This window comes from Streptomyces sp. NPDC016845, assembly GCF_044332585.1.
GTDB lineage: Bacteria > Actinomycetota > Actinomycetes > Streptomycetales > Streptomycetaceae > Streptomyces.
Genome location: NZ_JBIRPI010000001.1, coordinates 649480 through 676353, shown reverse-complemented (window position 1 = coordinate 676353; position 26874 = coordinate 649480). Strand labels below are relative to the sequence as shown.

The 26874-nt window shown below is 70.6% G+C and carries 18 protein-coding genes; 13 read left to right on the top strand and 5 right to left on the bottom strand.

The genetic code is table 11. The features are described from left to right. Positions 1-179: 179 nt before the first annotated feature. On the bottom strand, positions 180-1568 hold the full coding sequence (locus ACH4RC_RS02855) for an OFA family MFS transporter (RefSeq protein ID WP_398194264.1): 1389 nt from the start codon (positions 1566-1568) through the stop codon (positions 180-182). Between the two features lie 148 nt (positions 1569-1716). Between ACH4RC_RS02855 and ACH4RC_RS02850 the strand changes: the two genes are divergently transcribed. The 7 genes from ACH4RC_RS02850 to ACH4RC_RS02820 all read left to right on the top strand — a co-directional run bounded on the left by ACH4RC_RS02850 (position 1717) and on the right by ACH4RC_RS02820 (position 11609). Continuing rightward, complete coding sequence (locus ACH4RC_RS02850; RefSeq protein ID WP_398194261.1) at positions 1717-2697, top strand: 2-dehydropantoate 2-reductase; 981 nt, start codon at positions 1717-1719, stop codon at positions 2695-2697. Then, on the top strand, positions 2694-4649 hold the full coding sequence (locus ACH4RC_RS02845; protein ID WP_398194258.1) for a molybdopterin oxidoreductase family protein: 1956 nt from the start codon (positions 2694-2696) through the stop codon (positions 4647-4649). Before ACH4RC_RS02850 ends, ACH4RC_RS02845 begins: the two co-directional genes overlap by 4 nt. Before the next feature lie 36 nt (positions 4650-4685). Continuing rightward, positions 4686-6458, top strand: coding sequence for an NADH-ubiquinone oxidoreductase-F iron-sulfur binding region domain-containing protein (locus tag ACH4RC_RS02840; protein ID WP_398194256.1), 1773 nt, complete (start codon positions 4686-4688; stop codon positions 6456-6458). Continuing rightward, positions 6455-7315 (top strand): 2Fe-2S iron-sulfur cluster-binding protein, encoded by an 861-nt coding sequence (locus ACH4RC_RS02835; RefSeq protein ID WP_398194254.1) that lies wholly within the window; start codon positions 6455-6457, stop codon positions 7313-7315. The genes ACH4RC_RS02840 and ACH4RC_RS02835 overlap by 4 nt, the downstream gene beginning before the upstream one ends. A gap of 7 nt (positions 7316-7322) precedes the next feature. Next, positions 7323-8186, top strand: coding sequence for a formate dehydrogenase accessory sulfurtransferase FdhD (gene fdhD, locus ACH4RC_RS02830; protein WP_398194253.1), 864 nt, complete (start codon positions 7323-7325; stop codon positions 8184-8186). A 385-nt stretch (positions 8187-8571) separates the two neighbouring features. Continuing rightward, positions 8572-10353, top strand: a complete 1782-nt coding sequence (locus ACH4RC_RS02825) for an exo-alpha-sialidase (RefSeq protein WP_398194251.1) — start codon at positions 8572-8574, stop codon at positions 10351-10353. An 80-nt stretch (positions 10354-10433) separates the two neighbouring features. Further along, positions 10434-11609 (top strand): hypothetical protein, encoded by a 1176-nt coding sequence (locus tag ACH4RC_RS02820; RefSeq protein ID WP_398195670.1) that lies wholly within the window; start codon positions 10434-10436, stop codon positions 11607-11609. Here the strand turns inward: ACH4RC_RS02820 and ACH4RC_RS02815 are convergent. Continuing rightward, the gene (locus ACH4RC_RS02815; RefSeq protein WP_398194250.1) at positions 11554-12600 is read right to left on the bottom strand and encodes a bile acid:sodium symporter family protein; all 1047 of its coding nucleotides are present in this window, start codon (positions 12598-12600) and stop codon (positions 11554-11556) included. The two genes, ACH4RC_RS02820 and ACH4RC_RS02815, sit on opposite strands and share 56 nt — an antisense overlap. A 124-nt stretch (positions 12601-12724) precedes the next feature. On the opposite strand from ACH4RC_RS02815, the gene ACH4RC_RS02810 reads away from it, so the two are divergent. Beyond that, positions 12725-13597 (top strand): LysR substrate-binding domain-containing protein, encoded by an 873-nt coding sequence (locus ACH4RC_RS02810; RefSeq protein WP_398194249.1) that lies wholly within the window; start codon positions 12725-12727, stop codon positions 13595-13597. Between the two features lie 92 nt (positions 13598-13689). Here the strand turns inward: ACH4RC_RS02810 and ACH4RC_RS02805 are convergent, their stop codons facing one another. Continuing rightward, the gene (locus tag ACH4RC_RS02805) at positions 13690-13824 is read right to left on the bottom strand and encodes a hypothetical protein (protein ID WP_398194247.1); all 135 of its coding nucleotides are present in this window, start codon (positions 13822-13824) and stop codon (positions 13690-13692) included. 404 nt (positions 13825-14228) lie between these two features. Between ACH4RC_RS02805 and ACH4RC_RS02800 the strand changes: the two genes are divergently transcribed. Further along, on the top strand, positions 14229-16055 hold the full coding sequence (locus ACH4RC_RS02800) for an AMP-dependent synthetase/ligase (protein ID WP_398194245.1): 1827 nt from the start codon (positions 14229-14231) through the stop codon (positions 16053-16055). Positions 16056-16204: 149 nt separating this feature from the next. Continuing rightward, positions 16205-16996 (top strand): aldo/keto reductase, encoded by a 792-nt coding sequence (locus ACH4RC_RS02795; RefSeq protein ID WP_398195667.1) that lies wholly within the window; start codon positions 16205-16207, stop codon positions 16994-16996. Positions 16997-17051: 55 nt separating this feature from the next. Here ACH4RC_RS02795 and ACH4RC_RS02790 read toward each other — a convergent pair whose 3' ends face one another. After that, positions 17052-17945, bottom strand: a complete 894-nt coding sequence (locus ACH4RC_RS02790; RefSeq protein WP_398194243.1) for a class I SAM-dependent methyltransferase — start codon at positions 17943-17945, stop codon at positions 17052-17054. Positions 17946-18185: 240 nt separating this feature from the next. Continuing rightward, positions 18186-19928, bottom strand: coding sequence for a glycoside hydrolase family 6 protein (locus ACH4RC_RS02785; RefSeq protein WP_398194240.1), 1743 nt, complete (start codon positions 19926-19928; stop codon positions 18186-18188). Positions 19929-20476: 548 nt separating this feature from the next. Here ACH4RC_RS02785 and ACH4RC_RS02780 point away from each other — a divergent pair. From ACH4RC_RS02780 to ACH4RC_RS02770, 3 genes are all read left to right on the top strand, one after another. Then, entirely contained in the window at positions 20477-23380 is a 2904-nt protein-coding gene (locus ACH4RC_RS02780; RefSeq protein ID WP_398194237.1) for a glycoside hydrolase family 48 protein, read from the top strand. 120 nt (positions 23381-23500) lie between these two features. Further along, complete coding sequence (locus ACH4RC_RS02775) at positions 23501-26194, top strand: cellulose binding domain-containing protein (protein ID WP_398194235.1); 2694 nt, start codon at positions 23501-23503, stop codon at positions 26192-26194. Between the two features lie 137 nt (positions 26195-26331). Continuing rightward, complete coding sequence (locus ACH4RC_RS02770; RefSeq protein WP_398194232.1) at positions 26332-26865, top strand: hypothetical protein; 534 nt, start codon at positions 26332-26334, stop codon at positions 26863-26865. Positions 26866-26874: the final 9 nt, after the last annotated feature.

The window sequence follows — 26874 nt, the reverse complement described above, 5'->3', positions numbered from 1 at the left end:
GACCGGCGAGTACGAGGTGAGGTAAAGCACAGGATTGCGCGGGCTGGGTTGGAGAGTTCCTGAGAGTACCGACCGGTCAGCCTGTGAACAGTTGCGTGGCCTTTTGCACCAGTTCGTACAGTCCGTAGGCGAGCGGCGCACCCACCCACAGCCAGGCGAAGGCGATGAGGCCGCGCCGCCTAGGCGGGCTGCTGGCGGTCGCGGTCGTGCTCGCGTTCGGGCTCGCGGGCGGCGGTGTCATCTGAGGACTCCCTGGGGGCGACGGGGGCGGCGGAGACGTGATGGCGGGCGTCGACGGGCCGGATGAGTTCGTTGGCGACGAAGCCGACGACGAGCAGCCCGATCATGATGACGAAGGAGACGCCGTAGAGGGACGGGCCGTGCTTCCCGGCGCTCTCCTGGCTGTCGGAGACCCAGTTGACGATGAGCGGGCCGAGGACACCGGCGAGCGACCAGGCGGTGAGCAGCCGGCCGTGGATGGCGCCGACCTGGTACGTGCCGAACAGGTCCTTCAGGTATGCGGGCGCGGTCGCGAAGCCGCCTCCGTAGAAGGAGAGGACCACCAGCGCGCAGATGACGAAGAGGGGTTTCGAGGCGTCGCCGTAGAGGGCGATGAGGAGGTACATCAGGGCGCCCACGCCGAGGTAGAGGCGGTAGACGTTCTTGCGGCCCATGAGGTCGGAGGCGGAGGACCAGCCGATGCGGCCCGCCATGTTGGCGGCGGAGAGCAGGGCGACGAACCCGGCCGCCGCGGACGCCGTGACCGGGGTGCTGGAGTCCTCGAAGAAGTCGGTGATCATCGGGGCGGCTTTTTCGAGGATGCCGATGCCCGCGGTCACGTTCATGCACAGGACGAGCCAGAGGCACCAGAACTGGGGCGTGCGGATGGCCTGTTTCGCGGAGACCTGCGGGCCGGCGGGGGTCGCGGCCACGGCGCTCTCCACCTGGGCCGTCGCCGTCCCGGCCTTGGGCGGTACCCGGACCAGCAGCACGCCCAGCGTCATGAAGACCGCGTACACGAGCCCGTGCACCAGGAACGCCAGCGCGATGCCGTCGCTGTCCGTGCCGAAGCTGTCGAGCATCTGCGCGCTCCACGGTGACGCGATGAGCGCGCCGCCGCCGAAGCCCATGATCGCGATGCCGGTGGCCATGCCCGGCCGGTCGGGGAACCACTTGATCAGGGTGGAGACCGGGGAGATGTAGCCGATGCCGAGCCCGATGCCGCCGACGAAGCCGTAGCCGAGCACGATCAGCCAGTACTGCTCGGTGGCGGCGCCGAGCGCGGAGAGCAGGAAGCCCGAGGAGAAGCAGACGAGGGCGACGGTCATCGCCCAGCGCGGGCCGTTGCGTTCGACGAGCGTGCCGCCGAACGCGGCGGACAGGCCGAGCATCACGATGCCGAGCTGGAAGGGGAGCGCGCTCTGCGTGCCGCTCAGGCCGAGGGCGGATTCGAGGGGTGGTTTGAAGACGCTCCAGGCGTACGCCTGGCCGATGGAGAGATGGACCGAGAGGGCGGCGGGCGGTACGAGCCAGCGGCTCCAGCCGGGGGGTGCGACGGGGGGCCTCATGATCGAGAACGGTAGGCAGGGGCGGGGGTGTTGGGAAGAGCCTGACGCACGGAACCTTGTCGACTCATTCTCCATACTGTAGACAATATTCAACCGACAGTCTCCGCCTCGCATCCTCGACCGGACCCCGACCGGACGGAGCACGCCAGTGAAAGTCGCAGTCCTCGGCGCCGGAGCGATCGGCGCCTACGTCGGAGCCGCGCTCCACCGCGCCGGCGCCGACGTCCATCTCGTCGCCCGTGGACCGCACCTGACGGCCATGAGGCGGCGCGGTGTACGGGTCCTCAGCGCGCGCGGCGACTTCACCGCACGGGCCCACGCCACCGACGACCCGGCCGAGATCGGGCCCGTCGACTATGTCTTCCTCGGCCTGAAGGCGAACTCGTACGCGGCGTGCGGGCCGCTGATCGAGCCTCTCCTCCACACCCGTACGGCGGTGGTCGCGGCGCAGAACGGCATCCCCTGGTGGTACTTCCACGGGCACGGCGGGCCGCACGACGGCCACCGCCTCGAGAGTGTCGACCCGGGCGGCGCGGTGAGCGCCGTCCTCGCGCCGGAGCGGGCCGTCGGCTGTGTCGTCTACGCGGCTACGGAGTTGTCGGCGCCCGGAGTCGTCCGCCACCTGGAGGGGACGCGGTTCTCCGTCGGGGAGCCGGACCGGACGGTCTCGGCGCGCTGTGCCGCGTTCAGCGACGCGATGCGGGCGGGCGGCCTGAAGTGCCCCGTCGAGCCCGACCTGCGCTCCGACATCTGGATCAAGCTGCTCGGCAACATCTCCTTCAACCCGATCAGCGCCCTGGTCCGGGCGACGATGCGGCAGATGTGCCGGCACGGCGGCACCCGGCGGGTCATCGAGATCATGATGGCCGAGACGCTCGCCGTCGCCGCCTCGCTCGGCTGCACGCCCGACATCTCCGTCCAGCGGCGCCTGGCCGGTGCCGAGCGGGTCGGCGACCACCGCACCTCCACGCTCCAGGACCTGGAGCGCGGAAAGCCCCTGGAGCTGGACGTGTTGCTGGCCGCGGTGGTGGAGCTGGCGGACATCACGGGCGTCGAGGTGCCCACCCTGCGCACCGTGCACGCGCTCACGGACCTGCTCGCCCACGGCATGAGGAGGAACGCCGCATGAGCCGTATGAGCCGCACCCGCCGCATGAAGAAGGACCGGCCGAGGAGCTACACCCGGCTCACCCACCCCCTCGTGCGCGAGACACCCGGCGACCGCACGTCACCCTTCCGGCAGGCCACCTGGGACGAGGCGCTGGCCCTCGCGGCCGACGGGTTCCGGCACACCCGCGAGACACATGGCCCGGACGCGTTCGCGATGTTGTCCTGCGCCCGCGCCACCAACGAGATGAACTTCGTGGCGCAGAAGTTCACCCGTGTCGTCATGGGCACCAACAACGTGGACTCCTGCAACCGTACGTGTCACGCGCCGAGCGTCGCCGGGTTGTCGGCGGTGTTCGGCTCGGGCGGCGGCACCTCCTCGTACGAGGAGGTCGAGCACACCGACCTCATCGTGATGTGGGGCTCCAACGCCCGGTACGCGCACCCGATCTTCTTCCAGCACGTGCTGCGGGGGATCAGGAACGGGGCGCGGATGTACGCCGTCGACCCGCGCCGCACCTCGACCGCCGAGTGGGCGGAGAGCTGGCTCGGCCCGAACGTCGGCACCGACATCCCGCTCGCGCACGCCGTCGCCCGGGAGATCATCGCCGCCGGCCTGCACAACAAGGCGTTCGTGGAACGGGCGACGACCGGGTTCGAGGAGTTCAGGGCGCTCGTCGAACCCTGGACGCTGTCGCTCGCGGAGAAGGTGACCGGCGTTCCCGCCGCCGCGATCCGCGACCTCGCGCACACCTACGCGCGGGCCGAACGCGCCCAGGTGTGCTGGACGCTGGGCATCACCGAGCACCACAACGGCACCGACAACGTCCGCGCCCTCATCAACCTCTCGCTCCTCACCGGCCACGTCGGCCGGTACGGCGCCGGGGTGCAGCCGCTGCGCGGGCAGAACAACGTGCAGGGCGGCGGCGACATGGGCGCCATCCCCAACCGGCTCCCCGGCTTCCAGGACCTCCTCGACGACGGGCACCGGACCAAGTTCGAGCAGGCGTGGGACGCGGTGATCCCGGCGCGGTACGGGATGACGCTGACCGACATGTTCGAGGCGATGGAGCACGGGCGGCTGCGCACCGTGTACTGCATCGGCGAGAACCCGGCGCAGTCGGAGGCCGACAGCGAGCAGGCCGTCCGCAGGCTCGCCGCCCTCGACCACCTCGTCGTCCAGGACATCTTCCTGACCAGGACCGCCGAGCTGGCCGATGTCGTACTGCCCGCGACGGCCGCCTGGGCGGAGACCGACGGCACGACCACCAACAGCGAGCGCCGGGTCCAGCGCGTCCGGGCCGCGCTCACCCCGCCCGGCGAGGCGCGCGAGGACATCGACATCCTGTGCGACCTGGCCGGACGCCTCGGCCACGACTGGAAGTACGCGGACGCCGAGGCCGTCTGGAACGAGCTGCGCGCCCTGTCCCCCGACCACTTCGGCATGACGTACGAGCGCCTCGCCGCACACCAGGGGCTGCAATGGCCCTGCCCCGACGTGGACGAACTGCCCTCCTCCTATCTGCACGGGCGGCTGTGGGACACGGACCCGGTGCGGCGCGGGCGGCGCGCGCCGTTCGGGCTCGTCGAGCACGATCCGCCGGTCGACCTGACCGACGAGGCGTACCCGCTCCGGCTGACCACCGGGCGCCGCCTCGACTCGTACAACACCGGTGTGCAGAGCGGCGGTTTCGCGTCGCCACTGCGCCGCGGCGAGTACGTCGAGCTGTGCCCGGAGGACGCCGAGCGGTACGGGGTGGCGGTCGGCGAGGAGGTACGTGTCTCCTCGCGGCGCGGGGCGGTCACCGCGCCGGTCTGGGTCGACCCGGGGCTCCGTCCCGGGCTCGCCTTCATGACCATGCACTTCCCCGACGAGGTGGACACCAACGTGCTGACGATCGAGGCGAACTGCCCGATCGCGGGGACGGCGGAGTTCAAGGCGTCGGCGATACGTATCGAGAAGCTGAACGTGTGAGCGGCGGTATGAGCAGCGGGAAGGGGCTGGGTGCACGTGGATCTGCGCTTCGGTGACAGCAAACCCACGGACGAGGAGCGGGCGGCCGTCGACGCGCTGCTCGGGCCGCCCGAGTCCGCCTGGGAAGGGGCCGACGACCGCTCCGACGCGGATCTGCGATGGGCGCGGGGCGGGCGGGCCCTTGTGCGGGAGCGGCGGGATCTGTTGTTGCCGGGGTTGCACGCGATCAATGACCGGGTGGGGTGGATCAGCCCCGGGGCCCTTGACTATCTGTGCCGGCGGCTGACCGTTCCGCCTGCCGAGGCGTACGGGGTCGCCACCTTCTACTCCATGTTCTCCGTGCGGGAGCGGGGCGCGACGGTCGTGCATGTGTGTACGGATCTGGCGTGTGCGCGGGTCGGGGGGCCGGATATGTGTGGCTCGGCCCGGGAGCGGTTCGGGTCTGAGGTGGGTGTCGCCGAGTCCGCGTGTCTGGGGTTGTGTGAGCGGGCGCCTGCCGCTCTGCTGGTGCGGGCCGGTTCCCCCTGTTCCGCCGAGCCCGTCGCGCTGACGCGGGGCTCTGCCCCGGACCCGGCTCCTCAAGCGCCGGCGGGGCTTGTGCTGCTGAGCCGCGTCGGGGTCGTGGACCCCCTCTCCCTCGACTCCTATCGCGCCGCCGGCGGCTACTCCGCCCTTCGGCGCGCCTTCGCCATCGGGCCCGCCGCCGTGATCAAGGAGGTCACGGACGCCGGGCTCGTCGGGCGGGGCGGGGCCGCCTTTCCCACCGGGCGGAAGTGGCAGGGCACCGCCGCGCAGCCGGACCAGCCGCACTACCTCGTCTGCAACGCCGACGAATCCGAACCCGGCACCTTCAAGGACCGGGTCCTGATGGAGGGCGACCCGTACGCGCTCGTCGAGGCCATGACCATCGCGGCGTACGCGGTCGGGGCCCGGCACGGCTACCTCTATCTGCGCGGCGAGTATCCGCTCGCGCTCGCCCGGATGAGCCGTGCCGTCGAAGAGGCGCGGGCGCGCGGGCTGTTGGGGCCGGACATCCTCGGCAACGGATTCCGCTTCGACATCGAGATCCGGCGCGGCGCGGGCGCCTACATCTGCGGTGAGGAGACCGCGCTGTTCAACTCCATCGAGGGGTACCGGGGCGAGCCGCGCTCCAAGCCGCCGTTCCCCGTCGAGAAGGGCCTTTTCGGCAAGCCGACCGCCGCCAACAACGTCGAGACGCTCGTCAACGTGCTGCCCATCCTGACGATGGGGGCGGAGGCGTACGCGGCCATCGGCACCGGGCGGTCGACGGGGCCCAAGCTGTTCTGCGTCTCCGGCGCCGTGGACCGGCCCGGGGTCTACGAGCTGCCCTTCGGCGCCACCCTCGGCGACCTCCTCGCCCTCGCCGGGACCCCGAACCCGCTCCGGGCGATCCTGCTCGGCGGCGCCGCGGGCGGGTTCGTACGCCCCGACGAGCTGGACATCCCGCTCACCTTCGAGGGCACCCGCGCCGCGGGCACCACGCTCGGCTCCGGGGTGGTCATGGCGCTCGACGACGCGGTGCCGCTCCCCCGCGTGCTGCTGCGCATCGCCCAGTTCTTCCGCGAGGAGTCGTGCGGGCAGTGCGTGCCGTGCCGGGTCGGGACGGTGCGGCAGCAGGAGGCGCTGCACCGGATCGCCGAGAAGAGGGGCATCGCCGCCGACGACGACATCGCCCTGCTGCGTGAGGTGGGCCGGACCATGAAGGACGCCTCGATCTGCGGTCTCGGCCAGACCGCCTGGAACGCCATCGAGTCCGCCATCGACCGCCTGGGGGTCTACGCGTCATGACCGTCACCGAGCTGGGGATCCCCCGCCGCCTGCTTGAGTTCACGATCGACGGGGCGGCGGTGCGCGCCCCGGAGGGGGCGACGCTCCTCGACGCCTGCCGCGCCGCCGGGAAGGACATTCCGACGCTGTGCCAGGGCGACACCCTGACTCCGAAGAACGCGTGCCGGGTGTGTGTCGTGGAGGTCGAGGGGGCGCGCACGCTCGTGCCCGCGTGCTCCAGGAAGGCCGAGCCGGGGATGGCGGTGCGCACCGACACCGAGCGGACCCGGCACAGCCGCAAGGTCGTCCTCGAACTCCTGGCGTCGTCGGTCGACCTGTCGACCACTCCGCAGGTCGCCACGTGGCTCAAGGAGTACGAGGCGAGACCCGACCGCTTCGGCCCGGACGCGGAACGGATCGGCGAGGAGCCCCGCGTCGACAACGACCTCTACGTCCGCGACTACGGCAAATGCATCCTCTGCTACAAGTGTGTCGACGCCTGTGGCGACCAGTGGCAGAACACCTTCGCGATCTCGGTCGCCGGGCGCGGGTTCGACGCACGTATCGCGGTGGAGCAGGACGCGCCGCTCACCGAGTCGGCATGTGTGTACTGCGGCAACTGCATCGAGGTGTGTCCGACGGGCGCGTTGTCGTTCAAGTCGGAGTTCGACATGCGAGCGGCGGGTACCTGGGACGAGTCGGCACAGTCGGAGACGGTGACGGTGTGCGCCTACTGCGGAGTCGGCTGCAACCTCACGCTCCATGTGCAGGACAATGAGATCGTGAAGGTCACGTCGCCGCACGACAATCCGGTGACGCACGGCAACCTCTGCATCAAGGGCCGCTTCGGCTACCAGCACGTACAGAACCGGGACTGATCAGGACATGGGACGAGTCACCGAACGGCGCAAGGTGATCCGGATCAGGGACGGGCGCGTCTCGACCCGGCCGGACACCCTCGTCGCCGAGGAACCCCTGGAGATCCGGCTGAACGGCAAGCCGCTCGCCATCACCATGCGCACTCCGGGCGACGACTTCGCGCTCGCCGCGGGGTTCCTGGTGAGCGAGGGCGTGCTCGGCGCCGCCGACGACCTGCTGAACATCGTATACTGCGCGGGCGCGACACAGGACGGTTCGAACACCTACAACGTCGTCGATGTGCGGACTGCGCCCGACGTCGTACTCCCCGACATCACCCTTGAGCGCAACGTCTACACCACCTCCTCCTGCGGGCTGTGCGGCAAGGCGAGCCTCGACGCGGTGCGCACCACGGCCCGCTTCCCGATCGCCGACACTCCCCCGCTCCGGCTCACGCCCGAACTGCTCTCCTCGCTCCCCGACCGGCTGCGCGAGGCGCAGCACGTGTTCGACCGGACGGGCGGGCTGCACGCGGCGGCCCTCTTCGACGAGGAGGGCGAGCTCGTCGACACAAGGGAGGACGTGGGGCGGCACAACGCGGTGGACAAGCTGGTCGGGCGCGCGCTGCAGAGCGGGGACCTGCCGCTGTCGCGGTCGGTGCTGATGGTCTCCGGGCGGGCCTCGTTCGAACTGGCGCAGAAGGCCGTCATGGCGGGCATCCCGGTGCTCGCGGCGGTGTCGGCGCCCTCGTCGCTCGCCGTCGACCTCGCCGCCGAGACCGGCCTCACCCTGATCGGCTTCCTGCGGGGCGCCTCCATGAACGTGTACGCGGGTGAGGACCGGCTCGCGCTGCAGGAGGCGGCGACGGCCGTTTCGCGGCAGCAGGGCTGATCCGCCTCCCCGCGGCACGGCGGCGGGGCCCCGGACCGGCGGGGAGCGCCCCCTGCGCCGGCCGGGCCCCTACGCCGAGATCCCTGACACCCGGCGCGACATGTCGAGAAACCTTCCCTGCTCGTCCGCGGTGAGCGGTGCGAGCAGTTCGTCGTCGGCGGCGCGGGCCCTGATTCCCTGATTTCGGGGGAACGACGTGGTGCGCGGTTCTTGTGGGGTGTCGGGGCACGCCAGTAGCGTCTTTGCCGCATACGTTGGACGTGGGATGTCTGGTTCATAGCCATGTGTCGGTATGACCTGAAGGGCGGGTCGCGTCATGCGACGTAACTCCGTGCGCGCACGTCTGAGATCTCTGAGATCCATCGTGGCGGCCGCGGCCGCCTCCATGGCTGTCGCCGCAGCACTCCCGGCCGTCTCCGCCGCGGCGGACGAGCCCCAACTCCCCTTCGAACAACAGGTGTTGTTCAAGGCGTCGCAAGATCCCGGCTACGCCTGCTACCGCATTCCGGCCGTCGTACGCACGGTCAGGGGCACCCTCCTCGCCTTCGCCGAGGGGCGCACACACGACTGCTCCGACGCCGGTGACATAGACATCGTCGTCAAACGGTCCGAAGACGGCGGCCGTACGTGGTCACCGCTCCAGGTGGTCAACGAGGGCGCCGGAGACACCCACGGCAACCCGGCGCCGGTCGTCGACCGGCAGACCGGCCGCATCCTCCTCGCCGAGACCTACAACACGGGCCTTGCGAACGGCGGGAACTGCCCTGTGCCGTGTGACCGCACCCCGCACCTCCAGTACAGCGACGACGACGGCCGCAGCTGGTCCGCGCCGCGCGACCTGAGCGACGAACTGCTGCCGCCCGAGTTCAACTCCTGGTACGCGACCGGGCCCGTGCACGGCATCCAGCTCACCAAGGGCCGCCACCGCGGACGCCTCGTCTTCACCGTCAACGCCGAGACGTGGGACGGCAGCCGTGTCACCGCCAACCACGCCACCCTGATGATCAGCGACGACCACGGCGAACACTGGCGGATCGGCGCGAGGGACACGTGGCCGATACCGCCGGAGGGCACATGGCGCCAGAAGCCGTCCGAGATGACGCTCGCCGAACTCCCCGACGGCACGGTCTACGTCAGCGGGCGCGAGCAGGACGGCACCGACCTCGGCCACCGTACGCACACGGTGAGCCGGGACGGCGGGAACTCGTTCGCCCGCCCCTTCACCGCCGTCCCCGACCTGTACGCGCCCCAGGTGCAGTGCTCGGTACTGCCCGTCGGCAAGGGCGGCCGGCGGCTGCTGCTCGGCTGCCCCGGCGACCCGGACCGCCGCCGCACCATGACGATCCGGTCCTCCTACGACGGTGGCCGCACCTGGGACAGCTTCGACCGCTCCACCGTCGTGACCACGGACTGGGCGGGCTACTCGGACCTGGTCCAGGCCGACCGGGCCCATGTGGGCCTGATGTACGAGGGCGGCGCCGTCGACGCGCGCGACGAGATCCGCTTCGCGCGGTTCACCCTCGACCGGCTGAAGGAGCGGCGCGGGCCCGACCCGACGACGCCCGACCACGCGCCGGGCGCACGGCCGGCGGCCGTCCTCGGCGGGGCGTCGGTGACCGACGACGGGGCGGCCGGGCGGGCGCTCGCGTTCGACGGGGTCGACGACGCGGTGCGGTTGCCCTACCGGCGTTCGCTGGCACTGGGCGAGCGGGACTTCGTCGCCTCCGTGCGGTTCCGGTACACCGCCACCAGCGGGGAGCAGCCGTTCCTGTGGATGGGCGGCATCGGGACGACGCAGCCGCAGGTGTGGCTGCGGGGTGAGCCCGCCTCGCACCGGATCACCGGGCTGATCACCGCGCGCGACGGGGCGGGCGCTCCGCGGACCGTGTCGGTGAGCAGCTCCTCCGCCTACAACGACGGGGCCTGGCATCAGGCCGAACTACGGCGCGCCGATGGCCAGTTGACGCTGAGCGTCGACGGAGCCGTGGTGAAGAGCGCCGCCGGTGTTCCCGGGTCCGTCAGCCGGAACTCGCCGTTCGGGGTGCATGTGGGGCAGCGGATGGACAGCCGGGCGTTCTTCTCGGGGGCGCTCGACGATGTGCGGGTCACCTCCGGTGGGCGGGCTGTTTTGTGGTTGCCGCTGGATCGGGTGCGCTCGGGGCGTTAGCGTCGCGGATTGTGAGGGGTGGCGAGGGATCGTCGGCGGCACACGGTCGGTTTCGGCTGGTCGCGCACTCCCCCGCGCCCCTGATCGGGCTGGTCGTCGCCCTCGTCTGCGGGTGTGTGGTGTGGGCCGCCCTCGTCGATCACGACGGGGGCGGCTCCCCGTGCGGCCCTCGCTCCGTGACCGACTGGAAGGCGGACGACGAGCTGACCGGCCGGTGGGAACGGTACGGGGACGACAACTCCCGGGGCGACGACTGGACCGGTGGGGACGGGACGCACTCCGTGGCCCTGCCCGACGGGCGGGTGTTGTGGTTGTTCTCCGACACATATCTCGGGGCCGTCCATCCGCCGCCCAACCCCGTCGGGCAGCACCATTCCTGGCGGGACGCCAATGCGCCCATGGTGCGCAACTCGGCTGTCCTGATGGCGCGTTCGGGGCGGATCGAGCGGACCGTCGCCGCGCCACTGTTCCCCGACACCGGCGCCGGTGAGTGGCGGTGGCCCGTCGCGGCGCGGGTGGAGCCTCGGTCGCCGGGGGCGCGGGAGCAGGTCGTACGGGTCCTGCTGTGGACGCGGACCGCCGGGACCGGGCCGTACATCTACGGGGTGCCCACGGCCACCGAGGTCGCCACCCTCACCCTGCCCGACCTGCGGCTCGACTCTCTCACGCAGGTGCTCGACCAGCGGCAGGTCCCCGATCCGGCGCAGCGCGTGCTGTACGGGACGACCATGGTCGACGAGGGGGACTGGACGTACGTGTTCGGCGGTGACGACGGGCAGGCTCCCGTGCGCAGCGCCTACGTGGCCCGTGTCGAGCGCGGGCGGCTCGGCTCACCGCAGGACTGGCAGTACTGGGACGGCGAGCGCTGGCGGGCCGGGGCGCGGGCGGCGCCCGTGCTCGGGGACGGGCGGCGGCGCGGGGTGGGCAGCGCGTTCGGGGTGGTGCGGGACTCGGGGACGTACACCCTGTTCACCATGGCGGCGGGCACCGCCGGACTGACCACCGTCACCTCGTACTGGGCCTGCTCCCCCGCCGGGCCCTGGCACGGGCCCGCGAAGGGGTTCACGCCGCCGCTGCCGGACGGGACGGTCGCCGCGTACAACCCGCAGGCGCACCAGGGCGTGAGCGGGGGCGGGCGGCTCGTGCTGAGCTATGACGTCAACTGGCTGGACGCGGCGCCCGCCACCGCGCAGGCGCATCTCAGCCGGAACGTGGCGCTGTACCGGCCGCGGTTCGTGTCCCTCCGGCTCGGCTGAGCGCGGGCTCGCCGTCCGGCTCCTCCGGGTCCTTCGCGCGGCGCTTGGCGATCACCGCGCACACCATCAGCTGCATCTGGTGGAAGAGCATCAGCGGCAGGACGGCGAGCGAGGCGTGCGCGCCGAACAGGACGCTCGCCATTGGAAGGCCGGACGCCAGGGACTTCTTCGAGCCCGCGAACTGGATCGCGACCCGGTCCGCCCGGCCGAAGCCGAGCGCCTTCGCGCCGTACCAGGTCGCTGCCAGCATCACCGCGAGCAGGACGGCCTCGACGGCGAGCAGGCCCATCAGGCGGACGGCGCTGACCTGGTGCCAGATGCCCTGAACCATGCCCTCGCTGAACGCCGTGTAGACGACGAGCAGGATCGAGCCCCGGTCCACGTAGCCGAGGATCTTCTTGTGGCGGGCTATGAAGCCGCCGACCCAGCGGCGCAGCAGCTGGCCCGCGACGAACGGCACGAGCAGTTGCAGCACGATCTTGACGAGCGAGTCGGCGGAGAAGCCGCCGCCGCTGTTGCCGAGCAGCGCCGCCGCGAGCAGCGGGGTGAGGACGATGCCGGCGAGGGAGGAGAAGGAGCCCGCGCAGATCGCCGCCGGGACGTTGCCGCGCGCGATCGAGGTGAACGCGATCGAGGACTGGATGGTCGAGGGAACGAGGGTGAGGAAGAGCAGGCCCTCGTACAGGTTCCGTGGGAGCAGGACCGGGACCAGGCCCCGGGCCGCCAGGCCGAGCAGCGGGAACGCCACGAACGTGCAGGCCAGGACGGTGACGTGCAGGCGCCAGTGGCGCAGGCCGTCCATCGCCTCCCGGGTCGAGAGTCTCGCCCCGTAGAGGAAGAAGAGGAAGGCGACCGCCCCGGTCGAGGCGCCCGAGGCGACGTCGGCGGCGGCGCCGCGGGCCGGGAGGAGCGCGGCGATCCCCACCGTCGCGATCAACGCCAGGATGTACGGGTCGACCGGCATCCAGCGCGGCCAGTGCAGGCGTTTCATTGGTTCCTTGCTCTCGGTTCAGGTCGTGCCCTCTTCATGGTCCTCCCTTCTTCCGTGATCGGGAATCCCGTACACCACTCTGACTGTGATCGTGGTACGTGATGAGCGGGGGTAGGGTCGGGGGATGTACGAACCCGCACAGTTGAGGACGTTTCTCGCCGTCGCGCAGACGCTGAGCTTCACGCAGGCCGCGCGGCGGCTCGGGGTGCGGCAGTCCACCGTCAGCCAGCATGTGCGGCGCCTTGAGGACGCGGCCGGGCGGACCCTGTTCACGCGGGACACGCACTCCGTCGAGCTGACCGAGGACGGGGAGGCGATGCTCGGGTTCGCGCGGCGGATCCTGGAGGTGCACGAGCAGGCCGCCGCGTTCTTCACCGGTACGCGGCTGCGAGGGCGGCTGCGGTTCGGGGCGTCCGAGGACTTCGTCCTCACCCGGCTCACCGAGATCCTGGAGTCGTTCCGGCACGAGCATCCCGAGGTCGATCTCGAGCTGACCGTCGAGCTGTCGGGGACGCTGCACGAGATGCTCGACGCCGGGAAGCTCGATCTCGTCCTCGCCAAGCGGCGGCCCGAGGACCCGCGCGGCGAGTCCGTGTGGCACGACCGGATGGTGTGGATCGGGTCCGAGCGGTTGCGGATCGATCCGGAGCGGCCCGTGCCGTTGATCGTGTATCCGCCGCCGGGGATTTCACGGGCGATGGCGCTCGAGGCGCTGGAGCGGCACGGGCGGGCCTGGCGTATCGCCTGTACGAGTGGGTCGCTGAACGGGTTGATCGCGGCGGCGCGGGCGGGGCTCGGGGTGATGGCGCATGCGCGGGGTCTGGTTCCGCCGGGGCTCGTGCGCGTCCCTGACCGGGGGTTGCCGGAGTTGGGGGAGGTCGATTTCGTGGTGCTGCACGGGTCCGCGGGGCGGGGGCGGGATCGGGGCGGGCCCGGGGTGGCGTTGGCCCAGGCCATTCTGGCCGGTGGCGATCGGTTGCACCGGGGGACTCGATAGCGCCCGAGCACCGCTGGGGTTCACGTCACGCTCGCGGGCTCACGTGTGCCGTGGTTGCTCGCGCGGTTCCCCGCGCCCCTGGGGGCGGCGCTTCAGCGGATCGGCGGGCTGTACGTCAGCTGCTTGACTCTGCGGCTGAACGGGGCCGTCTCCACGTGTTCCACTCCCTCCAGACGGCCCAGCTTTCCACTGACGTACGCGTAGAGGCCCGCCGTGTCCCGGGCCACCGCCGTGACCACGATGTTCGACGGGCCCGCCGGCGCAGGGCCTCAACTCCGCCTCCGTGCTCGCCGGTTGTGTGGCGATCGTCGCGGGGATCGCGGTCCTGGTGCTGGTACGGTCGCCCCGGACACCCGTAGCGGAACCGACCGCTCCGCCCAAAAAGGCGGTCCAGGCGCCCCAGTGACCTCTGCGTACAGATTCCGTGGAGAGTGGTGAAGAGGGCCGGGAGATTACGCCACCGAAACTTACTCGGGCGTAAGAATTCTGTCCCGGCCCTTCCTTTGTGGCCGCATTTACCCGGCTGACCTGTGCATATTCCGTGTGCTTCCGGCAACTTGGCACCCCTCCCGCCGGAGGCCGCGGTCGGGTACCGTCACCGACGCTGTGCGGAGCGCCACAAGGAGCAACTTTGCGCGAGTTCACCAATCCCGCTCTGGCGACGGCGCCGCCGGTGGGCGGCCTGGCCGACGCCGTGTTCGACCACGCCCTGGAGGACCCCTCACACATCGCGTTCGGCCGTAAGGACAAGGAGGGCCGGTGGCACGATGTCACCGCCGCCCAGTTCCGTGACGAGGTACTGGCCCTGGCCAAGGGGCTGCTCGCGGAGGGCATCCGGTTCGGCGACCGCGTCGCGATCATGGCCCCCACCCGGTACGAGTGGACGCTGTTCGACTTCGCCCTGTGGACCGTGGGCGCCCAGGTCGTCCCGGTCTATCCGACCTCCTCCGCCGAGCAGGTCTTCTGGATGCTCTACGACGCCCAGGTGACGGCGGCGGTGGTGGAGCACGAGGACCACGCGATGACCATCGCCACGGTCATCGACCGCCTGCCCCACCTGCGGCGCCTTTGGCAACTGGACGCCGACGCGGTCGGCGAGGTCTCGGCCTCCGGCGACCACCTCGACGACGAGACGGTGCACCGCCACCGCCGCGCGGTCACCCCGGAATCGACGGCCACCATCATCTACACGTCCGGCACGACGGGCCGCCCCAAGGGCTGTGTGATCACGCACGCCAACTTCATGTTCGAGGCGGACACGATGGTCGCCCGCTGGGAGCCGGTCTTCGCCTCCAAGCGCGACAGCGTCGCCTCCACCCTGCTCTTCCTTCCCCTGGCGCACGTCTTCGGGCGGATGGTGCAGATCGCCGCCGTGCGCGGTGGCGTGAAGATGGGACACCAGCCGCGCCTCAACGCGGCGGCGCTGCTCCCCGACCTCCAGGCGTTCAAGCCCACCTTCATCCTCGCGGTGCCGTACATCTTCGAGAAGGTCTTCAACGCGGCCCGCCGGAAGGCGGAGAAGGAGGGCAGGTCCGGGCCTTTCGACAAGGCGGTGGAGTGTGCCGTGAAGTACGCGGACGCGCTGGAGGCGAAGGCGTTCGGCACCGGCCCCGGACCGTCCGCGTCCCTGCGCATGCAGCACTCGCTCTTCGACAAGCTCGTCTACTCCAAGGTCCGCGAGGCGATGGGCGGCCGGGTCCGCCAGGCCATGTCCGGCGGCTCCGGCATGGACCGGCGCCTCGGCCTGTTCTTCGCGGGCGCGGGCGTCGCGATCTACGAGGGCTACGGCCTGACCGAGTCGACAGCGGCGGCGGCCGCGAACCCGCCCGAGCAGACCCGCTACGGCACGGTCGGCAAGGCCATCCCCGGCACCACCGTGCACATCGCGGACGACGGCGAGATCTGGCTGTACGGCCCCAACATCTTCCAGCACTACCTCAACGACCCGAAGGCGACGGACTCCGCGCTGCACGACGGCTGGCTCGCCACCGGCGACCTGGGCTCCCTCGACGAGGACGGCTACCTCACGATCACGGGGCGCAAGAAGGAGATCATCGTGACCTCCGGCGGCAAGAGCGTCTCGCCGCAGCAACTGGAGGAGCGGGTGCGCGACCATCCGCTGGTCGCGCAGTGCATCGTCGTCGGCAACGACCGGCCCTACATCGCGGCGCTCGTCACCCTCGACGCCGAGGCCGTCGAGCACTGGCTCGGCATGCGCGGCAAACAGCTGATGACCCCCACCGAGCTGGTCCGCGACGGTGACGTGGAGATGGAGGTGCGGCGGGCGGTGGTCGCCGCGAACACCCTCGTCTCGCAGGCGGAGTCGATCCGTACGTTCCGCATCCTCGCGCACCCGTTCACCGAGGAGCACGGGCTCCTCACCCCGTCGCTGAAGCTGAAGCGGAAGTCGATCGAGACGGCGTACGCGGCAGAGGTCGACGCCCTCTACCGCGGGTGACCCCCAGCGACGGAACACGCCCTCCTGATCATGATCAACGGAATGCGCTCGCGTCCCCGATCGTTGATCATGGGAGTACCAACCGACGACTTAAGGATCGACACCTCGTGAGCAAGGTCCCCCCGATCATCCTGAACAACGGCGTCGAGATGCCGCAGCTCGGCTTCGGAGTGTGGCAGGTGCCGGACGACGAGGCCGAGAAGGCCGTGTCGACGGCCCTGGAGGCCGGGTACCGCAGCATCGACACCGCGGCCATCTATGCCAACGAAGAGGGCACAGGACGGGCGATCGCCGCGTCCGGCATCAGCCGCGACGAGCTCTTCGTCACGACCAAGCTCTGGAACTCCGAGCAGGGCCACGACTCCACGCTGCGCGCCTTCGACGTGTCGCTGGAGAAGCTGGGCCTCGACCACGTGGACCTGTACCTGATCCACTGGCCGCTCCCCTCCAAGAACCTGTACGTGGAGACGTTCAAGGCGTTCGAGGAGATCTACAAGAGCGGCCGTGCCCGCGCCATCGGCGTCTCGAACTTCCTCCCCGAGCACGTCGACAAGCTGATCGCCGAGACGTCCGTCGTCCCGGCCGTCAACCAGATCGAGCTCCACCCGCACCTGCAGCAGCGCGTCTCCCGTGAGAAGCACGAGGAGCTGGGCATCGCGACCGAGGCCTGGTCGCCGCTGGGCCAGGGCAAGGGCCTCCTGGAGGTTCCGGCGATCGTGGCGATCGCGCAGAAGCACGGCCGCACGCCCGCGCAGGTCGTCCTGCGCTGGCACATCCAGCTCGGCAACGTCGTCATCCCGAAGTCCGTGACGCCGTCGCGGATCAAGGAGAACATCGACGTGTTCGGCTTCGAACTGGACACCGAGGACCTCGGCGCGATCAGCGCGCTCAACGAGGACCGGCGGCTCGGCTCGGACCCGGCCGAGTTCGACCTGGCCTGAGCACATCTCCGGCGCGGGTCCGAGCGGGCCCGCGCCGCTGTGTTCCCGGCCGCGTTCAGGCCCGTACCGCCATGTGCACCGTGTGGGCCGCGAGCAGGAAGACGTCGTCGCGCCGGTACAGGCTCCGCGGGTCGTCGGGGTCGACGAGGCGGGCGAGCACCTCGGCGTCGTCGGCCGCCATGCTGCCCGGGAAGGTGTCGGCGCGGCGCTTCCACAGCTCGATGACGAACGCGCGGGCGTCGTCGTCGAGCGGCGCGGGCAGGTCGAGCAGGAAGGTGCGGCTGGTCGCGCCGGTCAGGCCCGCGTCGGTCAGCAGCGCCGCCCAGTCCTCCGTGTCCTCCTTGGCGCCGGGCAGCTCCGCGCGCATCTCGGCGAACCACTGCTCCTCCAGGGCGTCGGCGCGCGCCTGCAGGCCGGGCCGGCCGAGGCCGAAGTCGCGCGGCAGGCAGCGCCACGGCAGGCCGCCCTCGACGAGCGCGAGGGTGCCGCCGGGCGCGAGCCGGTCCGCGAGCGCGGCGATCGCGGCCCGCTGGTCCCCGACGTGGTGCAGTGAACGGGCCGCCCAGATGAGGTCGGCCGTCGGCAACTGCGCGCTCTGGTCCGGGAGTTCGACGCGCAGGGTGGACAGCCGGTCGCTGAGCCCGGCCTCCTCGGCGCGTTCGGCGGCGCGCGCGAGCAGCGCCTCCTCGGGGTCGGCGGCGACGACGCGGGCCTCGGGGAAGGCGGCGGCGAGCTGGCGTGCGACGGCGCCGGGTCCGCTGCCCGCGTCGACGATCAGCCGGGTGCCCGCGGGCCGGGAGACGCGCAGCCAGTCAAGGGCCTGCGTGTAGAGCGGGGTGTAGACCTCGGCGTTGCGCTCCAGCTGCGGAAGCATGTCGACCCAGTCGGGGTGGGTGTGGTGCGCCCCCTTCTCCTGGGTGTGTCCGTGCTGGTGGTGGCCGTGTGCCATGCGTGGTCGCCGCCCTTCGTGCCTGCCGTCGCGTACACCTCCACCGTGCGCGGGCGCCCGGCATACGGGCAAGCCGGTTTGCCGGTCACGCAAAAAAGACTCGGTGCGCATGGACCTGGTGGGGCGAGAAACGGGCGATCGGGGAGCGGACGAGCGGGAAGCGGACGAGCGGGAAGCGGGCGAGCCCGCCGGGCCCCGGGGATCGCATGTCCCGGAGACCGGCGGGCCGTGTCGTCGCGCCTACAGCGCGGGGTAGGCGTTCTTCATCAGCTCCTGGAACTGGGCGGAGAACCAGTGTCCGGAGACCGGCGCGTTGGGCAGCGCCCCGGACAGGTTGTTGTTGTTGCGCGGGTTGCCCGTGTACGTCGGGTCGCACATGCGGTCGAAGCCCTTGCCCTCGTCGTTGTCGATGGCGGTGCTCGAACCGTCGGACTCGCCCGGCGGCTTCATCCACACGTACGCGTCGATCCCGGCGGCCGGGTCGGCCTTCGGCCGCTCACCGAGGCCGGCACCGGACTGGTTGCACCAGTTGCCGAGGTGGATACGACGGTCGATGCGGCCGCCCTCCACATACGTGTCGACGCTGGTCTTCACGCCCGGTCCGGCCGGTCGGGCCGCGCCGCCCCAGCCGTTGCGGGAGGTGTCGATCAGCATGCCGAGGTTCTGGTCGAAGCCGAGCGAGACCAGCTTGTCGCGCATGGCCTGGGCGTAGGTCAGCTCGTCGGTGTAGCGGTTCCAGTCGACCCACTTGGACTGGCGGACCGAGACGCCGTTGACGGAGTCGTTGATCGTGAAGTTGGTCTCCTTGAGAGCGCTGTAGTTGGCCGTGTTCACGATGAAGCCGTGGACGTCGGACAGCTTCGCGCCGTTGCCGGAGGCGGTCGTCTTGAACAGTTCGGCGGAGGCGCCGAAGTTGTCGTCCCAGCCGAGCCATCCGTGGTGACCGGCGTCGATGTAGTTGTAGACGTTGGGGATGTCGCCGAGCTTGTCGAGGGCGTAGCCGACGCCCTTCTGGTAGTTGCCGTTGGCCTTCATCACGTCGCAGTTGGGCGTGGCGGTCGGGCGCCCGCTGACGTTGGTGACGAGGTTGGGCAGCGAGTCGATCTCGATCGTGGTGACGATGCGCAGGCCCGCGTACTTCGGGTCGGCCAGGATCGTGGCGATCGGGTCGATGAACTCGCTCTTGTACCGGTCGATGTCGTTCGGGCCGAGCTCGCCGTTGGAGGCGAGGGCGGCGCAGTCACGGCCGGGGAGGTCGTAGACGACCAGCTGGACGACTTCCTCGCCGCTGCCCTTCTGGGTGAGGGCCGTATCGAGGTGGTCGCGCAGGCCCATGCCGCCGTTCACACCGTTGATCGCGGCGATCCGGTCCAGCCAGACGCCGGTGGGCTGGTTGGAGATCTTGGTCCCGCCGGGTTCGGCCGCGGCCTTCTGCGACCACTCCGGGTTCACGTACACCTTGGCGCCGGCGTACGGGTTGTTGACGCGGCCGGTCGGATCCGTCGGGTCGGTCGGGTCCGTGGGATCGGTCGGATCGGTCGGATCGGTCGGGTCCGTGGCCCCGTTGCAGGTGACGCCGTTCAGCTTGAACGTGGCGGGCAGCGCGTTGGTGCCGCTGTAGGTGCCGTTGAAGCCGAAGGAGGTGGAGGCACCGGTGGCGAGGGAACCGTTGTAGGAGAGGCTCTTGGCGCTGACGGCGGCGCCGGACTGGGAGATGTTCGCGTTCCAGCCGCTGGTCACCTTCTGGTTGCCCGCGTAGGACCAGGTGACGTCCCAACTGCTGACCGCGGCGCCGTTGTTGGTGACGGAGACGGCGGTGGTGAAGCCGCTGTCCCACTGGTTCTGCACCTTGTAGTCGACGGTGCAGCCCGCAGCCGCGGCGGCCTCGGCGGGTGCCGCGACGGCGCTGCCCGCACAGGCGGCGCCGGTGAGGGCGAGAGCGGTGAGCACGGCGGTACCGGCTCGCGATCTGATACGGCTCATGGTGTGCGGTGTCCCTTTCCTGGGTGTTCCTGGGGGTGAGGTGGTGCGGATCGGGCGTGCGCTGCTCGGCTCGGCTCGGCTCGGACCATGGGTGATCACCATGGGCCGAGGGATGGTCGCCGCGGGGCGCGCGAAGGTTGCCGGACGCCCCGGAGCAATTGCGATCAGTGCGCGCGAGCAGTCGCGCCGACGCCGCGGACACGGCGATGAGAGGGGTGGTGAAGGGGGTGGTGAGGGGGGTGATGACAGGGGTGGTGCATGAGCGACTCCTCGCAGCTCGGTCACGACCGGCACAGGTCGGCGTGACGACTGATGGAACCGCTCCCACTGGTTGCTGGAGGACTGTAGAGAAGGAACTGCCGTCAAGCAACAGAGGAGTTACGAATTCTTGCTGTCGAATTAATTCGACTCTTCAACCCTCTTGACCCCCAATTGCCTCGTCCCCATCCTTGGGAGCGCTCCCACTGGTTCACAGGTTGTGACGCCCACATCACAGCCGCACCTCTTTGACCCCCCGCATCCCCCGAACCGCAAGGAGGAACCAGTCCATGCCCAAGAGACGGGCCCGGCGGTTGTGGACCGCCGTCGCGGCCACCCTGGCACTACCGCTCGCCACACTTGCAGCACTGCCAACCACCGCTGAAGCAGCGGCAGTTGCGTGCAGCGTCGACTACAAGGCCAACGACTGGGGCTCCGGTTTCACCGCCGAGCTGACGATCACCAACCGCGGCAGCGAGGCGATCGACGGCTGGAGCCTCACCTACAGCTACGCCGGCAACCAGAAGCTCAGCAACGGCTGGAACGCCGCCTGGTCGCAGTCCGGAAAAACGATCACCGCGAAGAATCTCTCGTACAATTCCAAGATCGCGGCAGGGGCCGCGACCAGCGCCGGAGCACAATTCAGCTACAGCGGCTCGAATTCCGCCCCGACCGATTTCGCGATCAACGGCACGACCTGCGCGGGCGCCCATCAGCCGCCCGTCACCGTGCTCACCAGCCCGAAGGCCGGCGCGGTCTACTCGGCGGGCGACGCCGTCCCGCTCGCCGCCACCGCCGCCGCGGCCGACGGGGCGAGCATCGGCAAGGTCGAGTTCTACGACGACACGACGCTCCTCGGCACGGACACGTCCGCGCCGTTCGAGCTGTCCACGTCGAACCTCGCCTCCGGCACGCACTCCCTGTACGCGAAGGCGTACGACAGTCTGAACGCGTCCGGTGAGTCGACGCCGGTCGGCATCACGGTCGCGGCGGGCCCCGCCGTGGTCGCCTCGCCGGCCCAACTCGGCGTCCAGCAGTCCAAGTCGGGCACGTTCGACGTCAAGCTGTCGACGCAGCCCACCTCGAACGTCACGGTCTCGACGGCCCGCGCGAGCGGCAACACCGGCCTGTCCGTCTCCGCCGGCGCGAGCCTGACCTTCACGCCGTCGAACTGGAACACGGCGCAGAAGGTGACGATCGCGGCCGACGCGACCGGCACCGGCGCGGCTGCCTTCTCCGTGAGCGCCCCGGGCCACGCCAAGGCGACGGTCACGGTGACACAGCTGGCCGCCTCCAAGACGTACGACGCCCGCTTCCTCGACCTCTACGGGAAGATCACCAACCCGGCGAACGGCTACTTCTCGCCGGAGGGTGTCCCGTACCACTCGGTGGAGACGCTGATCGTCGAGGCGCCTGACCACGGCCACGAGACGACCTCGGAGGCGTACAGCTACCTCCTGTGGCTCCAGGCGATGTACGGCAAGGTCACCGGCGACTGGTCGAAGTTCAACGGGGCGTGGACGATCATGGAGAAGTACATGATCCCCACCCACGCGGACCAGCCGACGAACTCCTTCTACAACGCCTCGAAGCCCGCGACGTACGCGCCCGAGCACGATCTGCCGTCCCAGTACCCGGCCAAGCTCGACCCGTCGGTCCCCGTCGGCAGCGACCCGATCGCCGGCGAGCTGAAGAGCGCGTACGGCACCGACGACGTGTACGGCATGCACTGGCTCCAGGACGTCGACAACGTCTACGGCTACGGGAACGAGCCCGGCAAGTGCGAGGCGGGCCCGACCGCGACAGGTCCTTCCTACATCAACACCTTCCAGCGCGGCGCGCAGGAGTCGGTGTGGGAGACGGTGCCGCAGCCCACCTGCGACCAGTTCAAGTACGGCGGCAAGAACGGCTACCTGGACCTGTTCACCGGTGACTCGTCCTACGCGAAGCAGTGGAAGTTCACCAACGCCCCGGACGCCGACGCGCGTGCGGTGCAGGCCGCCTACTGGGCGGACGTGTGGGCCAAGCAGCAGGGCAAGAGCGCCGATGTCTCAGCGACCGTCGGCAAGGCCGCCAAGATGGGCGACTACCTGCGGTACTCGATGTACGACAAGTACTTCAAGAAGGTCGGGAACTGCACCAGCCCGGCCACCTGCCCGGCCGGTACCGGCAAGGACGCCTCGCACTACCTGATGTCCTGGTACTACGCGTGGGGCGGCGCCACCGACACCTCGGCGGGCTGGGCCTGGCGCATCGGCTCCAGCCACACGCACGGCGGCTACCAGAATCCGCTCGCCGCGTACGCCCTCTCCTCGGCCGCCGACCTGAAGCCCAAGTCGGCAACGGGTCAGGCGGACTGGGCCAAGTCCCTCGACCGGCAGCTGGAGTTCTACCGCTGGCTCCAGTCGGACGAGGGCGCCATCGCGGGCGGCGCCACCAACAGCTGGGGCGGCAGCTACAGCACCCCGCCGTCCGGCACGCCGACCTTCTACGGCATGTACTACGACGAGGCGCCGGTCTACCACGACCCGCCGTCGAACCAGTGGTTCGGCTTCCAGGCGTGGTCGATGGAGCGCGTCGCCGAGTACTACCAGCAGACGGGCGACGCCGACGCCAAGGTGGTCCTGGACAAGTGGGTCGACTGGGCCCTGTCCGAGACGACCGTCAACCCGGACGGCACGTTCCGTGTCCCGTCGACGCTCCAGTGGTCGGGCAAGCCCGACACCTGGAACGCCTCGAGCCCGAGTGCGAACAGCGGGCTGCACGTCACCGTCGCCGACTACACGAACGACGTCGGTGTCGCGGCGGCCTACGCCAAGACCCTGACGTACTACGCCGCCAAGTCCGGTGACGCGCAGGCGAAGACGGTCGCGAAGGCGCTGCTCGACGGCATGTGGGCGAACAACCAGGACGCCCTCGGCATCGCCGTGCCCGAGACCCGGGCCGACTACAGCCGGTTCGGCGACCCGGTCCACGTGCCGAGCGGCTGGACGGGAACGATGCCGAACGGCGACAAGATCGACTCCTCGTCGACCTTCTCCTCGCTGCGCTCCTTCTACAAGAGCGACCCCAACTGGTCGAAGATCGAGGCCTATCTGGCGGGCGGCGCGGCGCCGACGTTCACGTACCACCGGTTCTGGGCCCAGGCGGACATCGCGCTCGCCATGGGTTCATACGCGGAGCTGCTCGAATAGACGCCCCGCCGGCGACGGCTCCGTGTAAACGGGCCGGGCGGATCCCCTCCCCGGGGTCCGCCCGGCCCTCACCCGGCTCCTCCCTCTCCCCCTCCCCCGGTATCCGTAACTGGAGAACTCATGCGCAGACCCCGCTTGCCCCGTTCACCTCTGGCAGGCGTACTCGCTCTCGTGGCGGGCCTGTTGACGACGGGCGCGGCGACGGCGGCGGAGGCGCCGACCGCGCCCCGGCCGGCCGTCGCTTCCCCGGCCCCGGCCGCCGACACGTACGCCTGGAAGAACGCCCGGATGGACGGCGGCGGCTTCGTCCCCGGCATCGTCTTCAACCGCTCCGAGAAGAACCTCGCCTACGCCCGCACGGACATCGGCGGCGCCTACCGCTGGGACCAGGCCACGAAGTCCTGGACCCCGCTGCTCGACTCGGTCGGCTGGGACGACTGGGGCCACACCGGCGTCGCCTCGATCGCCACCGACTCCGTCGACCCGGACAAGGTGTACGCGGCGGTCGGCACGTACACGAACGACTGGGACCCCGGCAACGGGGCGATCCTGCGCTCCGCCGACCGCGGCGCGACCTGGAAGAAGACGGACCTGCCCTTCAAGCTCGGCGGCAACATGCCGGGCCGCGGCATGGGCGAGCGCCTCGCCATCGACCCGCACGACAACAAGGTCCTCTACCTGGGCGCGCCCAGCGGCAAGGGCCTGTGGCGCTCGACGGACGCGGGCGTGACATGGTCGCAGGTCACGGCGTTCCCGAACCCGGGCACATACCGCCAGGACCCGTCCGACACGTCGGGCTACGCGTCCGATCTGCAGGGCGTGGTGTGGGTGACGTTCGACGAGTCGACGGGTACGGGCACGTCCCGCACGCAGACGGTCTACGCGGGCGTCGCCGACAAGGAGAACTCCGTCTACCGCTCGACGGACGCGGGCGCGACCTGGCAGCGCGTGGCCGGCCAGCCCACCGGACACCTCCCCCACAAGGGCGTTCTGGACGCGCACAACGGCTACCTCTACCTCGCGTACAGCGACACGGGCGGCCCGTACGACGGCGGAAAAGGCCAGGTGTGGCGGTACTCGACCAAGACCGGCGAGTGGAAGGACATCAGCCCGGTCGCGGAGGCCGACACGTTCTACGGCTTCAGCGGCCTGACGCTCGACCGGCAGCACCCCGGCACGGTCATGGTCTCCGGCTACAGCTCCTGGTGGCCGGACACGCAGATCTTCCGCTCGAACGACAGCGGCGGTACGTGGACGAAGGCGTGGGACTACACCTCGTACCCGGAGCGCGCGAACCGCTACACGATGGACGTCTCGTCGGCCCCCTGGCTGACGTGGGGCGCCAACCCGGCGCCGCCCGAGCAGACGCCGAAGCTCGGCTGGATGACGGAGGCGCTCGAGATCGACCCGTTCGACTCGAACCGGATGATGTACGGGACGGGCGCGACGATCTACGGGACGGAGAATCTCGGCGCGTGGGACACCGGCTCCACCGGCGCGGTCACCATCAAGCCGATGGTGAAGGGCCTGGAGGAGACGGCGGTCAACGACCTGGCCTCCCCGCCCTCCGGCGCGCCGCTGCTCAGCGCGCTCGGTGACATCGGCGGCTTCCGCCACACGGACCTGACGAAGGTCCCGCCGATGATGTTCACGAGCCCCAACTTCACGTCGTCGACGAGCCTGGACTTCGCCGAGGCGAAGCCGGACACGGTCGTTCGCGCCGGCAACGTCGACTCGGGCGCGCACATCGCCTTCTCCTCCGACAACGGGGCCAACTGGTACGCGGGAACCGACCCCTCCGGCGTCACGGGCGGCGGCACGGTCGCGGTGTCGGCGGACGGCGGCCGGTACGTGTGGAGCCCGGAGGGCGCCGGCGTGCAGGCGGGTACGGGTTCGTCGTGGACGGCGTCGAGCGGTGTACCGGCGGGGGCGGTGGTGGAATCCGACCGGGCGGACGCGAAGACCTTCTACGCCTTCAAGTCGGGCACTTTCTACGCCAGTTCGGACGGTGGCGCGACCTTCACGGCGAAAGCGTCGAGCGGGCTGCCGGCGGACGGTCCGGTCCGGTTCAAGGCGGTGCCGGGCGCGAAGGGGGACATCTGGCTGGCGGGCGGTTCGACGCAGGGCGCGTACGGCCTGTGGCACTCGAAGGACGGCGGCGCCACGTTCGTGAAGCTGTCCGGCGTCGAGCAGGCCGACACGGTCGGCTTCGGCAAGGCGGCACCGGGCGCCAGCTACCAGACCCTGTTCACCAGCGCGAAGATCGGTGGCGTCCGCGGCATCTTCCGCTCCACGGACGCGGGCGCCACCTGGACCCGGATCAACGACGACGCCCACCAGTGGGGCTGGACGGGCGCGGCGATCACGGGTGACCCGCGGGTCTACGGCCGGGTGTACGTGTCGACGAACGGGCGCGGCGTCATCTACGGCGACACGGCGGGCACCCCGACGGACCCGGGTGACGGGGGTGGCGACGGCGGTTCCGGCGATGCCGCGTGCAAGGTCACGTACAAGGTGACCAACGAATGGCCGGGCGGCTTCCAGGCGGACGTGACGGTGACGAACACGGGGTCGTCCGCGTGGGACGGCTGGTCCTTGAGCTGGGCGTTCCCGTCCGGCCAGAAACTGACGCAGGCGTGGAACGCGGAGGCGGGCCAGTCGGGCGCCACGGTGACGGCGAAGAACGTGAGCTGGAACGGGAAGGTGGCGCCGGGCGGCTCGGCGGCGTTCGGCTTCACCGGCAGCCGATCGTCGACGGCGAACGGGGTTCCCACGGCGTTCACGCTCGGCGGCAAGGAGTGCGGCGCGGGCTGAGGGCAGCGCGCGACCGCAGGGCCCGGCCGAGCGCACGCCGCACGGCCGGGTCACAAAGCATCACCGTTTCTTCATGGTCTCTACACATTTCGCGCGGGGCACCCTAGGCTCACCCCCCTCACCACCAGGGGGACACCATGACCAACCCGCACATACCCGCGCCCACACCCGGACCTGACACCCGTCCCGCACCGAAGTGGGCCCGCAAACGCATCGTGCTCCCCGCGATCGGCATCGCGCTGCTCCTCGGTACGGGCATCGGCGCCGCCGGTGCCGGTGACGGTGGCAAGGACGGTAAGAGCGACGCCGTGGCGACGGACCAGGTCCGGCCGGCCGCCACCGTCACGGCGACGACCACGGCGACAGCGACGGCGACGGCGAGCGCCACACCCGCCCCCGCGCCGACGGTGACGGTGACCACCACGAAGACCGCGAAGGTCGAGGTCACCGTCACCGCGAAACCGCCGGCGGGCTCAGGCTCCACGGGCGGGGGCGCCAGTGGCGGCGGAACCGAGTCCGGCACGTGCTCCATCACCTCGAACGCCGGCAACTGCTACAAGTCCGGCCAGTTCTGCCGCAACGCCGACCACGGCGCGTCCACGACCACCGCGGCCGGCACGGCGATCACCTGCCGGTACAGCGGGAACGCCTGGCGCTGGACCAGCGGCTGAGGGGGCCTC